Source organism: Nostoc sp. CENA543 (assembly GCF_002896875.1).
GTDB lineage: Bacteria > Cyanobacteriota > Cyanobacteriia > Cyanobacteriales > Nostocaceae > Trichormus.
The window spans coordinates 2,951,799-2,965,220 of the sequence record NZ_CP023278.1 but is presented as its reverse complement, the minus strand read 5'-3'; the positions used below and the strand labels follow the sequence as shown (position 1 = coordinate 2,965,220).

The 13,422-nt window shown below is 40.6% G+C and carries 11 protein-coding genes; 3 read left to right on the top strand and 8 right to left on the bottom strand.

What is annotated here, in order from left to right; genetic code table 11:
• Together CLI64_RS12220 and CLI64_RS12215 are read right to left on the bottom strand one after the other, a co-directional pair.
• The gene (locus CLI64_RS12220; RefSeq protein WP_103137485.1) at nt 1–1,374 is read right to left on the bottom strand and encodes a DUF3370 domain-containing protein; all 1,374 of its coding nucleotides are present in this window, start codon (nt 1,372–1,374) and stop codon (nt 1–3) included.
• 174 nt (nt 1,375–1,548) lie between these two features.
• Nucleotides 1,549–2,061 carry a peptidase C15 gene (locus tag CLI64_RS12215; protein WP_103137484.1) on the bottom strand — a complete coding sequence of 171 codons (513 nt, stop codon included), beginning with the start codon at nt 2,059–2,061 and terminating at the stop codon, nt 1,549–1,551.
• 58 nt (nt 2,062–2,119) lie between these two features.
• On the opposite strand from CLI64_RS12215, the gene hisH reads away from it, so the two are divergent.
• The gene (gene hisH, locus CLI64_RS12210) at nt 2,120–2,755 is read left to right on the top strand and encodes an imidazole glycerol phosphate synthase subunit HisH (protein WP_103137483.1); all 636 of its coding nucleotides are present in this window, start codon (nt 2,120–2,122) and stop codon (nt 2,753–2,755) included.
• 99 nt (nt 2,756–2,854) lie between these two features.
• Nucleotides 2,855–3,400: a 16S rRNA (guanine(966)-N(2))-methyltransferase RsmD gene (rsmD, locus tag CLI64_RS12205; RefSeq protein ID WP_103137482.1), complete on the top strand. Its 546-nt coding sequence runs from the start codon at nt 2,855–2,857 to the stop codon at nt 3,398–3,400.
• 137 nt (nt 3,401–3,537) lie between these two features.
• Here the strand turns inward: rsmD and petG are convergent, their stop codons facing one another.
• Nucleotides 3,538–3,651: a cytochrome b6-f complex subunit V gene (petG, locus tag CLI64_RS12200; RefSeq protein WP_103137481.1), complete on the bottom strand. Its 114-nt coding sequence runs from the start codon at nt 3,649–3,651 to the stop codon at nt 3,538–3,540.
• A gap of 210 nt (nt 3,652–3,861) precedes the next feature.
• Here petG and CLI64_RS12195 point away from each other — a divergent pair, with 210 nt between their 5' ends.
• Nucleotides 3,862–4,236 (top strand): cytochrome c, encoded by a 375-nt coding sequence (locus CLI64_RS12195; protein ID WP_103137480.1) that lies wholly within the window; start codon nt 3,862–3,864, stop codon nt 4,234–4,236.
• Between the two features lie 137 nt (nt 4,237–4,373).
• Here CLI64_RS12195 and CLI64_RS12190 read toward each other — a convergent pair whose 3' ends face one another.
• From CLI64_RS12190 to CLI64_RS12175, 5 genes are all read right to left on the bottom strand, one after another.
• Complete coding sequence (locus tag CLI64_RS12190) at nt 4,374–5,009, bottom strand: carbonic anhydrase (protein WP_103137479.1); 636 nt, start codon at nt 5,007–5,009, stop codon at nt 4,374–4,376.
• A 145-nt stretch (nt 5,010–5,154) separates the two neighbouring features.
• Entirely contained in the window at nt 5,155–7,227 is a 2,073-nt protein-coding gene (locus tag CLI64_RS12185) for an AAA family ATPase (RefSeq protein WP_103137478.1), read from the bottom strand.
• Complete coding sequence (locus CLI64_RS31225; protein ID WP_192881710.1) at nt 7,224–7,397, bottom strand: hypothetical protein; 174 nt, start codon at nt 7,395–7,397, stop codon at nt 7,224–7,226. Before CLI64_RS31225 ends, CLI64_RS12185 begins: the two co-directional genes overlap by 4 nt.
• 487 nt (nt 7,398–7,884) lie before the next feature.
• Nucleotides 7,885–11,616 carry a PAS domain S-box protein gene (locus CLI64_RS12180; RefSeq protein WP_103137477.1) on the bottom strand — a complete coding sequence of 1,244 codons (3,732 nt, stop codon included), beginning with the start codon at nt 11,614–11,616 and terminating at the stop codon, nt 7,885–7,887.
• A gap of 326 nt (nt 11,617–11,942) precedes the next feature.
• Nucleotides 11,943–13,421, bottom strand: coding sequence for a DNA phosphorothioation system restriction enzyme (locus tag CLI64_RS12175; protein ID WP_103137476.1), 1,479 nt, complete (start codon nt 13,419–13,421; stop codon nt 11,943–11,945).
• Nucleotide 13,422: the final 1 nt, after the last annotated feature.

The following is a 13,422-nucleotide window of genomic DNA, read 5'->3' as shown; positions in this document are numbered from 1 at the left end:
CTATTGACTACTCTTAGAAGCCTGAGTTGTGACTGTTAATACTTGCGGGGGTGTGGCATCTGGGGGATAGAGAAAGTCTACTTCTACTAGAGAGCGATCGCCTGTTTTCATGTTTAATACAGCTAGTGGTTGTCCTGGCTGACCTCTTCTTTGTACTAAGTGAATAAAGTTAGTTTGAGGACGGCCGTTATCGTCTTTGTATCGTATTCTCACACTACCTCTAAAGAAGACTTGACGGGCAGGTGTGGTAAAAAATCGCAGTCCTGGTTGTGTTAATTTGTCTTCTTTAATTGGCGTTTGAATTGATACGTTTACCGTTTGGGCGGTAGAAGTATTATTGTATAACGGTAACTTCAAACTATACTGAATCGCGTAATTTCCATGCGCCCGATAAGCGGTATCAGGATAACGCACTAAAAGCGGCGCGCTTTGAATTTGGTCTGTTCCCAATGTGCCACCATGTAGGGTGCTAAGGGCATAGGAAAATGACTGTCCTGGTTGGGGAATACTTAGGTATCTAGCTTTAGGACTATCAGCGATAAAAGCGCGCCATTGCGTTCCTCGTGCAACCCCAGCCACTCTGCCATAGATGCGCGGTTTACCTGTTTCTTCTAAAGGTGTGGGGACTCTATCACGGGGACTAGAGACATCACTATTATTTAATAAATCTTGCCACTCTCCTAAAGTTGGGGCGCGTTCACTCCCGTCAGTATTAGTAGGGGCAAACATCGCCAAACTAGCTGCGTAGACTGTACCATTACTGCGTAGTCGTGCCAAAGTTGAGCGACCGTTGAGGGGTGGTGTCAGTCCTTTGACGGGGATTGGTTGATTGAGTAACATTCGACTTTCCCCGGCTGGAATCACGATTTGGGGAGGAAAAATATCTTGTCTGCGTCCTCTTAAGATATCAGACATGACGCGATCGCCTGGCCCTGCGAATAAATTACCTAACAAATTTTCACTAAAAGCAGGTAACTCAATAAACGGCGCATCTGGTTGACTTAAGTAACTTGCAGCTTGCAACACATTGACTGTAACAGGCTGGTTTGTAGGGTTATGTAAAATTATCCCTAAATATAATGAGCGCAAATTCTCCGGCGGTTCAGCTCGTGCAACGTGATGAGCAAACACATCAAACCTACCGCGAAAAGGATAATTCAAATGCGCTGATGGGACTTTTTTACCCTGTGGTGGAAAAGTCGAAAGCAAAATCCCTTCTTTTAATACTAATTCGGGACTATTGCTATTAAAAGTTGGCACTGCATCCAGTTGTCCTGGTAACGGGCGCACTTGTTGGGGTTGGACAACTTCTTCTGGTGGTGGTGTAGCCGGAGTTGATTGGGCAACGATTAAACCGAGTAATAAATGCAACATATTCCGAAAAAAATTTATCTCCCGTTATAGCAAATTAGTCAATAGTCATTAGTCAATAGTCATTACTCATTACTCATTACTTCTCCCTTGTCTTCCTTGTCTCCCCTACACCCTTACACCCCTAAACCCTTACACCTTGATACCCCCACATCCCCACACCCTGACGTTAGCGACTTATAAAAGTGCCAAATTGTTAATAATTAATAAGAAATCTGTCAAAACCTCTATCAAATTTTCTTGGTTTAAAACTGGGACATGAACAAATATACAATGTGCTGTCGAATTCTTTTGCCCTAAGTAGTCCAGTACAGAATAATAAAGACCTTCGCAAACAAATTTACCGCAGTCGTCACTAATATCAGTCGCCTTTGCTCCTGAGACTAATTGTTTAACATCAATTGTTGTCTGTAAAAAAGTTTCTCCACGGCTTGCACCCAGTTCTACACTTAATTTTTGCCTACTAGCGGCCATGCCACAACAGACTACATAATCAGGTTGGTATTCCTCTATTTTTGCCACCACCCGAACACTAGCTAGCTCGACATCAACAGGTAACAGGCGCAAAAAATTTAAATCATAGGGGAGTGAGTCGAGTTTCATGACTTCAAGTAATAAATCATCCGAAGAATTTGACGGTTGATTTTCCAGCCAAGTGTCAAAAGAAGTTAATAGTATTCTTTTCTTCATGGAAAATATTATTTAGAATAGAAAAACCTTCCATAAATAATTTACAAGGAATAAATCAATGCCAGTGATTGCGGTTATAGACTACGACATGGGCAACTTGCATTCTGTTTGCAAGGGATTAGAAAAAGCTGGTGCATCTCCCAAAATAACTGATTCTCCCAAGGAATTAGCTAAAGCTGATGCGGTTGTTTTACCTGGGGTGGGAGCATTTGATCCCGCAGTCCAACATATTCGCCAACGCGATTTAGAGCAGCCGATCAAAGATATAATCGCATCTGGCAAACCCTTCTTAGGCATCTGTTTAGGACTACAAATTCTGTTTGAATCCAGTGCGGAAGGAACTCAACCAGGACTCGGAATTGTGCGAGGAAAAGTGAAGCGGTTTGTCCATGAACCTGGCATAACAATTCCCCACATGGGTTGGAATCAGCTGCAATTAACTCAACCAAAAAGTATTTTGTGGGAGCATTTACCCCCACAACCTTGGGTATATTTTGTGCATTCTTACTATGTTGACCCCGTTGAAGCACAAATTCGCGCTGCAACTGTTACCCACGGTACGCAAACTATTACAGCTGCTATTGCCCATGAAAACCTGATGGCAGTACAATTTCACCCAGAAAAATCATCTAACATTGGCTTGCAAATCTTGTCTAATTTTGTTTCCCAAGTACGGGAAAAAATTGCTGCTTAATAATGAAATTACAACTTAGAGCTTCGTCATTTGTTTCCAGTCATTATGATTTTGCTACATACTATTGACTATGGACTATTGACTGTTGACGATTGACTAATGAGTCTAAGAATTTACGGGAATCGCCAAATTAAAACTTTACCAGGGCAAGAAACCCGACCCACAAGCGCGCGGGTGAGGGAAGCAGTTTTTAATATTTGGCAGGGAGAAGTAGTAGGTTGTCGCTGGCTAGACTTATGCACCGGTACAGGTTCAATGGGTGCAGAGGCTTTGTGTAGAGAAGCCAGTTTTGTAGTCGGAATTGAAAAATCAAGTCGCGCCTGCGCTGTGATTCAACAAAACTGGCAACAGATAGCGCAGGAAAATCAAAAATGGCAAGTATTACGTGGTGATGTCATCCAGCAGCTAAAGCACTTATCAGGGCAGCAGTTTGACAAAATTTATTTTGACCCACCCTATGCTAGTGGATTATATCAACCTGTATTAGAAGCGATCGCTCACTATCAATTATTAGATCCTCAAGGTGAAATCGCTGTTGAGCATAATCCCCAGGGGTGGACAGATATAGTAATTCCTAATTGGGAAATTTGCCGTGAAAAAGTTTACGGTAACACTGCACTCACTTTCTACCGATTTGCAGAGTAGAAGCACTATCAGTATACAGAAGGGAACAGGTTTGGGAGAACAAGGAACAGTTAAGGTTGGGTGTAGGGTGTAGGGTGTAGGGTGTAAGGAAAGAAAATCTCTCCCCCTGCTCCCTGCCCCCTGCCCCCTACCTCTAATTAACCACCCAACTCATTGGGGCGTTTGTATTGCTTGTAGGCAGCGTAAAATAACCCAGCGAGGGTAACTGTAATCAAACCAAGAACAATACCTGACAGCAGGGGTTCAACCACTTTAAGTCTCCTGTTTACGATTATTCAAAATTCATTTCCCACTTATGATTTTACCAAATTAGTGATGAATCCCGCTTTCAGTAAAGATTTTAGGCGATCGCTAGTTACAAGCAAAGTCTCGGATATGCTTGCAGTCAGCATCAAGAACTTTTAAGCTATGTGTAGGAAATAAACATTTTTGAAAACAACTAGACATTCACAGCACAACTTTTGGATAACCAGATTATTAAACCTGAAAACCTGATTCAGCAGTGCGCTTTACTGGCTCTAGCGATACTGCTAGCAGTCTTATTGGGCATTTTTGGTATAAATATGGTTCAAGCCTCTGACCCATACGTCAAAAGTGTTTTAGCATTGTCAGGAGACCCCATACAAGGACACGCTATTTTTCAAATCAATTGTGCTGGCTGTCATGGTTTAGAAGCTGATGGGCGAGTCGGCCCCAGTTTACAAGGTGTTTCTAAACACAAATCCAAGTATGGATTAATTCATCAAGTCATTAGCGGTAAAACACCGCCAATGCCTAAATTCCAGCCTAATGCTCAAGTAATGGCAGACCTCTTGAGTTACTTAGAAACTTTATAAATCAGTATATTTACTATACTAAGCAGTAGGTGATGTAAGTAATTGACACCTACTATTTTTTTGACGACTCTCCAGTTTCAAAAAAAACTCACCACCCACCACTCAGCACCCATCACCCACCACTCACCACTCACCACTCAGCAAAGAAGCAAAGGACATCGATACCATTGCCACTGCACAGTAGAAACATTTAAATCTTTAATCAATCCAGTACGTATATCTAATAACCAGCCATGAACCATAGGGGCGTTTCTTTCGTAGAGTGCTTGACGCATGATGGAAGTTTGATAGAGATTCTTCACTTGTGCGACAACATTAATTTCGGCTAAACGATTCAGACGTTCGATTCTGCTTGGCAAGGCATCAATTTCAGCTTTATTTTGTAAATATAATTCTCTAATTGGATTTACCCAATTATCAATAATGCCGATGGTTCGCCATTCTAAAGCCGCCTTAATTCCTCCGCAATCATAATGACCACAAACAATAATATGTTTGACTTGCAAATGTAAAATTGCATATTCTAAAACGGCTAGAAAGTTAATATCCGTGAGAGAAACTTGATTAGCAATATTCCGATGTACAAATAACTCTCCAGGTTCAGTGCGAGTAAAGTTAGTTAATGGCAGACGACTATCAGAACAACCGATGTAGAGAAAGTGGGGAGTTTGTCCTGTTGACAATTCTTCAAAGTAATTTGGCTCTAGTGTTAACTTTTCAGCCACCCAAGTCTGATTATTTTTAAGCAGCTCATCAATGCTGTGATATTTCATCGAATTTATTTGAGCATCTCACCAATATTTTAGCTAATTTGCACTTACACCCTGGGTCATATGCACTGATCAAAAACTAAAATTTTGCTAAAAATGCTAATTTTATTTCATGAAAATTACAGATTTTCGGAAAAAGTATTGATGATTACCAATCTTTTGTAACTTCGATGACTTCTGTATATTCAAACTCATTGGGACTTTGTTTAACTAAAGGATATCTTTCTCCAGTTAATTCTATATAATCTTGTTCACAGTCTGGTTTAGAGGAATAATAAACTAAAACATATTCTCTTCCCACTCTTTCAGAAATTTCTGCTTCTACCTCACCTCGCCATTGTGTTTTAGTCACTAATACGATTAATTGATTGGCTAACTGCGGTAAAGTTTGGGCAATACGACGGCGATAGGTTTCGTCTAGACTCCCAAAGGGAGAATCCATCACGATGGGAAAGGTACTACTATCAGGTATGGTGAGGATTTTCCGTTTAGCACTCCACTCTCTGACTTTATCAATAATACTGGCGATAAAAGATAGACTAAGAATTTGGTTTTCTCCTGTGGAGGCTGCAACTATTGCTTCTGTACCGGAGGTATTTTCTACTAAGGTGAGTTCATATTTTTCACTGATTTTAGGAATATAAGGCGTAAAAGAAATAGCCGCAAATATTTCTTGCAATCGCTTTTCTAGTTGCAGGCGAAACTGTTTTTCTTGGCGGTTTCTCACTTCCGTTAAGCGTTCGATAGCGTCTTGGGTAGCGTTGATGCGTCTTTGCGCTAATAATTGTCTGTCTTCGTTGAGCTTTTGTTTTGCAATTTGTTTGATTAAAGTCTCAATCTCGGCTTTAAGGTGAGTAATCTTTTGCTGATTCGCGCCTTGTTCTCGATTTAGTTCGTCGATTTTACTTTCAATCTCATCTAGGCGTTTTTGTAAGTTGCTAATCTCTTCGTTGGGATCTTTACGTAAGCGTTCTTGAATATTATCTAATTCGTGTTCGATTTCTGAAATGTTTTGGCGTAGTTGATTAAGTCTGGCTTGTTCTTTGTCTACTTCTTCCCAAAAGGCTGCGGCTTGTTTATCTATTTCTTCTACCTGCGCGCTCATCCGAATTGCGGTTTCCTCTACTGACGAGGAACCTGCTTTATCTAACCACATACTCACATGATGATGGGCGTGATTACCTGAATGCAATTCTGCACCACAAATACAGCGTTGCGAATTGAGTAATTCTGTGATAAATTCCCGTGAAATTCCCGAAGTTAATTCACCTCGTTGTTTTAAATCATGGATAATAGTCCGAAACTGGTTAGTGGTATCTGATAGTAAAACTGTATAACCCCGTGAGGAAATAATTTTTTTCAAGGTTTCTTTAGTTTGTCGCCAGTTGTCTTGATTGGTTTTCTTTTGATTTTCTAAGTCTTGCCGTTTTTGTTGTAGTTCTTTAGCGGCGGTTAGTTCTTGTAACCGATTACCAGTTTCTTTTTTAAAGGTTTGTTGATATTCTATTTCTTGCTTAATTTCTGCTTGACGGGTATTGATTTGGGCAATTTCTTGTTCGAGTTTGGCTTGTTCTTTTAAAAGTTGTTTGATTTCGGAGTCCCCAATGGCTTTTAATTCATTCTCTAAGCTTTTTTTGGCTTCTCCTAGATGTTTAATAGAACGGTTGATGACTTCTACACCCAAGAAAATTTTTGTCGCTTCCGCAATTTCAGATTTTTTATCCGAACGGACAATTTCTTCTATGCGTTCGCCGTCGAAAAAGAAGTATTGATGTAAACTGACTGGTAAAATCTGCCCGATAATTTCTTCTGGTTGCTGTAGTGGAAAATACCATCTACCGTCATCACCAGCCACTTGCATGAGTAATTCGGTTTTACCTAGAGCAAAATCTGTTTTATTTTTATAACCGCGACATTGGCGTTTAACGTTATAGCGTTTACCTTCGTGTTCCCAGTTAATTTCTACCCAACATTCTACAGCTTGTCCTGGTTGAGCTTCTGCGATCGCTCTTTTATTCACTAACTGTTCTGTGGAAGCAAACGCCGCACTAAATTTTTCATATAAAACCCACGTAAAGGCATTCAGTAAACTGGTTTTACCCGCTCCATTATTGCCATGAATAATCGTTGTATTCAAGACATCTCCCCCAGAAATGATCATCTCTGGTGTTTTGCCATAAAATGAGCGAAAGTTACACAGTTTAATGGATGTGAGTTTCATTGCACTGCTCCCTTGACAATATCTAAAATATCATCATTGATGGGGCTATTACTTTTTCTATCTAGCCGATTCTTTTCCAGATGCCAAACCCGTTCGATAATTTGTCTTACTTCCGGCGGCGCGCTCAAAATTGGCTCTTGCACATCATCGATATTTTGCTCTGGCGACATCTTAATTTTTGAGAATATCTTTTTTACCTATTTTAACTGCCTCAATCGCGCTTTTTTCATCCGTAAAGCCACTATGAATGCTATCTTCAAATTCTCTAGATTTTGGCGGTGAAATTTCCAAGTTTTTTGACAAAAAAGTATTTATTTTTATTTTGCTTTCTGATATATTTTATTTATGCTGAAATTCTTTATAATGGTATATTAGTAAAATTTTTAAAAATGCAAACACTCCATTATATTAGTGTCTATTAGATATTTTTTCATAAAACGTACAATTAACTAAAACAAGTAGAAAAAATTTACAAAAAACTTAAGTACAATTGGGTAGATAGGGAACAGCATATAAGGAAAAACACGAAGACCGCAGGGGAGCAGGGGGCAAGGGAGAGGGTTTGCAGCTTTTATCGGTATGACGGTGATGGAATTTAGATGAAGATTAGCTTAGACAAGGTAGACAAGGTAGACAAGGTAGCATTTTTCCCAGTCCCTAATTTTGTACAACATCCGCTAAAGTCTGCAATAACTCTGTTGCCGTGTAGGGTTTAGAGAGAAATTTAGTAGCACCAACTGCGATCGCTTTTTGTTCATTGGCTGGTAAACCGCTAGTAGCAATAATTTTCACCTGTGGATTCAGGGCTTTGAGGGTGCGGATAGTGGTTAAGCCATCCATGTTGGGCATGAGCATATCGAGTAAGACTACACTGATGTCGTTTGGCTGTTGGGCGTAAAGAGCGATCGCCTCAATGCCATCATTCACCACTAGGGTACGATAGTTATAGTCTTCTAAGGTTTCCTGTGTGGTTTGTTGAACGACGGTTTCATCATCAGCCACTAAAATTAACTCACCGTGACCCCTGGGCAACTCCGTCTCTATATTTACCTCTGTGGCTGTTCCTGTGGAGATGGGCAAAAACACCCGAAATTGCGTACCTCTACCCACCTGACTTGATACTTCCACAAAACCACCGTGGTTTTTAACAATTCCTAAAACCGTGGATAATCCTAAACCTGTACCTTTACCGACTTCTTTCGTGGTAAAAAAGGGATCAAATATTCGTTCCAAAAATTCTGGCGGAATTCCTGTCCCTGTGTCTGCAACTTTCACCAAAACATAGCCGCCTGCACGCGCCTCAAGGTGCATTCGGGCATAAGTCTCATCAATCACATAATTTTCTGCCGTAATGGTGAGCATACCACCATTAGGCATGGCATCACGGGCATTAACTGCCAAATTCATGAACACCTGATCTAATTGGGTGGGATCGGCTTGTAACATCCAGAGTGTATTACTGGGAATGTCTGTGTGAATTTCTATGCCTTTAGGAAATGTCTGCTTAATGACTTTGACTAATTCTTTGAGCAGATGTCCCGGTTGTAACAAAATACGTTGACCTTCTTTCCCACGGGCAAAGGTAAGAATCTGTTTCACTAAATCAGAACCACGCTTTGAGCTAGTTTCTAGAGTTTTGAATAATTCTTGAGTTCGTACATCGACATTTTTACATCTTAAAGGTAAAAGTTGGGCAATCATCACAATGGGTGCAAAGACATTATTCAAGTCGTGGGCAATACCACTAGCTAAAGTGCCGATACTTTCTAACCTTTGGGCGCGGTAGAATTGTTGCTCTAGTTGTTTTTTCTCAGTGATATCTGTGGAAATACCACAAATAGCGTAGGGACGACCCTCGGAATCACAAAGAGGAAATTTGATACTCAAATAAGTATGTAGTCCATCATCTAGTTCAATTACCTCCTCAGACTGCAAAGGTTTTCCAGAAGTGAGGATATCTTGATCATTTCTCGTCAAGGCTTGAGCAAGTTCAGAAGCGAATATTTCATCATTAGTTTTAGTTTTGACTTCTTCTCGTTTGAGGTGGGTAATTCTTTCAAACTCAGAATTTACCAAAAGATGCTTTCCCTGGATGTCTTTGACGTAAATTACAGCCGGGGAATTATCAATAATTGCTTGTAGCCTTTGTTCACTTTCTCTCAATGAGGCTTCAGTCTGTTTGCGGTTGGTGATGTCCTGATGCACCCCAATCATCCGCAGTGGCTGACCAGTTTGATCGTAGAATGCTTTGCCTTTACCATTGCCCCAATGTATAGTACCATCACGCCAAACTATACGGAACTCAACATCACAAAGTGTTTGCTCATCAATAGCCCGCATCATCGATTGTTCCACAAATTCACGGTCTTCAGGATGTATGCAATTTAAAAAGGATGGCAAATTGCAGTTAAATATCTGAGAGTCGAGATCAAATAGTGGGAATACATTCTCAGACCAGATGACTTCATTAGTTTGCAGATTCCAGTCCCAAATTCCTGTATTGGTGGCTGAAAGTGCTAGTTGCAGCCTTTTTTCACTTTCTCGTAGAGCTAATTCAGCCTGTTTACGCTCAGTGATGTCTATATTCACCCCAATCATTTGCAGTGGCTCACCAGTGGTGTCATCGCACAACACTTTACCCTTGCATACTGACCAACCAACTTTACCATCCGGGTAGATAAACCGAAATTCAATATCATAGGGTACTTGCTGGTCAATTGAGTGCAAAACTGATTGATGCAGGTGTTGTCTATCTTCAGGATGGACAATGCTATTTAAAAAATTTTCATAGCTGACCTCAAAGGTGTCAGGAGTCACCCCAAATAAGTAAAATAAATCTTGCGACCAGTGAACCTCATTAGTTTGCAAATTCCAGTCCCAAATGCCAGTATTACTAGCTAAAAGTGCAAGTTGCAGTCTTTGCTCACTTTTTTGCAGTCTGGTCTCAGCCTGTTGCCGATCGCTAACATCTCGGATTATGGAAAGATGACGATGTGGGATGAAGTTAGCAACCGCCGCAAATTCGGTATCCCGGACTGTACCATCAGGACGACGTAATTTAAATTCACCCAACATTCGTCCTTGTTGGCAGAATTGTTGCCAAGTTTGAGCAAAATCAAATCCTGGTGTGGTAAAGTCCGTTATTCTCGCACTTAAAAGTTCTGGCTTAGATACCCCAAACAATTTACAGGCTGCTGGATTGGCATCTACATACTTTCCTTCGTCATCTACAATAGCGATCGCATCTAAGGCATGATCAAACAAGGCTTGCCATTGATGCGATCGCTCTTGAAGTGCGATTTCAATTTGTTTACGCTCCGCAATTTCTCTGTGTAAGCGCACATTTTTCTGCACTAGTTCCGCCGTGCGTTCTGCGACACGTAATTCTAATTCTGCTTGAGCTTGTTTAAGCGATGCTTCTACCTGTTGACGTTGGCTCACCTCTTGCTGCAATTGTTGGTTCGCTGTTTGTAGTTGCATAGTTTGCTCATGGACTTTTTGTTGTAAGGTGTCCATCACTCCCAGCATTTCCGAGGGGTTAAAGATTTGTAGGAGATTGGTTTGGGTAACTAATCCTTGGAGTTCTCCATGTTCCCCCACCACAACTACACGCCGCACCCCTTGCTGCTGCATCAACTCCTGTACTCTCCACAGCAAATCACTGGCACTAACACTGCACACAGGCTGACTCATAACAGCTTCCGCCGGAGTCCTGTCAATATCTAGTCCTTGTAACTGAAAATTGATCATATCTCGCTCCGTCACCATCCCCACTGGGAATAGATGGCGATCGCCTGGCTGTTGTGTGACAATCACTACACAGCTAATCTGGCGATCGCTCATAGTTTGCGCCAACTCCCGCAATGATGCAGTTGGTGGTGCGTGAACCACTTGAGTCACCATCACATCTGCGACAGTGCGAAATTTCAAACAATGCGCTGGCTCAATCACTTGACGTATTCTTTCCTGGGTAACTAGTCCCACCAATTCCCCTTGTGCATCTAAAACAGGTAAGTGACTAATCTGATGATGACCCATGAACAGTAAAGCAGTTAAGGCAGTATCCTCTGGAGTAGGAGTCAGAGTGATCACTTGCTGTGTCATCACTTCCCCAATTCTGACACCAGATAAATCCTGACCTGAAGCAATTACCCTAACTACATCTTTGAGTGTGAATATACCTATTAATCTTTTACCTTCAACAATCAAAATACAGCCTATGTAGCGTTGTTGGGGTAAATTTCCTGCCCCTAAACTACTATCAATACCTAGTGTCCGATTCATTAAATCAATCACATCAATCAACAAAATATCTGATGTGACAGTAACAGGAGCATCTTCCATTACCTGCTCTAAATTAGGCAAATCAATGGCATAGAGTACATTCATGCTGCGATTCACAAAATATTTTATTCAAAATCTAAAAAATCAACTAAAAGTCATAAATTTTCATCATATAATGGCTAGCCAAATGTGCTAAACCAAAGCTGATACCGATGTTATTTTTCAGATGTGCTTGCAGCTAAGGTTGCTAATAATAAATATTTGTTTATAAGTAATACAGGTTATTGAACACAGTCCTTTTCATATAGAGTTTCTGGTCTAACCATGTACAAACTTATCTGCATCCATCTGCTTGTATCCGTGGTTAATTACTTTTGTTGTTACCTCACGATGATGAGCAAGAATATATTGTTAATATGGCTCATCTTACCTCAAATATCTAACAAGCCATAACGTTTTTGTAAATTTAGCAGTTTGATTCGCGCTTCACCCGCATTATCAGCTAAATCAGCAAATTCTACAAATCTTCTTAGTTCCTTTCTTAACAGATTCCGTTCTACTTCTATGGTTTCTCTATCCAAATCTGGGGGCAATACAATCATATCAAATATAGTAGCTCGTTGCTTTTGGGGATGGGGACGTAAAACTCTTCCCCGTCTTTGAATAAATTGGCGAGGATTACCAGAACTCGATAAAATCACAGCCGTTTGCATGGCTGGAATGTCTACCCCTTCATCTAAACACCGAATTGCGACTAAACCCTGTAATTCGCCATTTTCAAATTGATGACGTAAGATTTCTCGTTCTGCTAAAGGTGTTTGGGCTGTGTAGGTACTAACTTTATAGCCTAATTCTCTGCCTAAAATTTTCGCCACGGCTTTGAGTTGTCGTAAAGAAGAACGTTGACCTGCTTCTAGCGAACCATCACTACAATAAAATAATGTGTGTGTGGTATCGCGACGACTAGCCATTAATTGACGCAGGGCATTTAATTTATTACTAGCTGCGCCAATTAATCTGGCTCTTTGCATTAATAATGGCTTTAAATCTGCAATATCTTCAAAATTAGTCGATTCCTTAATTTCTTTTTCTCGATATAGTATTGATCTACCGATTTTTTTAGTTAATTTTAAATAAGCAATACTTTCTGCTTCCGTTAACTCTACCAGGATAGGATAATATAAGTAATGTACCAAAGCTCCTTGAGAAATTGCATCCCTCAAAGTAAACTCCGGCTGTAAAACTGCCCCAAAATAATCAAATAAAGATTGTGTGCCATCATCATCAAAATATCTTTCTGGCGTAGCCGATAAAGCCAACCTCAAACCCACGCTTCTAGGTAGACTTTCTTCTAACTTCGGTGCGCCTAAATTATGGGCTTCATCGCCAATAATTAATGTTTTGATAGGAAAATACTTGAGTTGTGATTGCAATCCCTCACCAATTAATGTGGAGTTAGTTGTAATTACCGTGATGAAGCCTTGAGAATGAGAACGCAGATTGTAAAGTTGAGTAGAAAGTTGACTTTGCCAATTGCGAACATTCTCAAAAGCTAAAATCGGTTGTAAGTTAAACTTTTCACATTCCCGCGCCCATTGGGTGACAAGATGGCGGTAAGGACACACCACCAACAACATCTGCAAGTTAATTTGTTGGTAAAGTTCACAAGCTATAGCCAGTGCAGTAATAGTCTTACCACTACCAGTAGCCATTTTCAGCGTACCTCTGCCGTGATTAGCAAACCAGTTAGTAATAGCTTGTCGCTGATAAGGGCGTAATTGCAGAGATACCGGCATCATAGGGCATCCTGGTAATGGCTGAGTTTGATAACTCCCCCCACTTTCCTTAACAAATGGCAAAGTTAAGCGAAAGCTAGGAGGTAGCTGCACTGAATTTAGCGTCAGGTACATA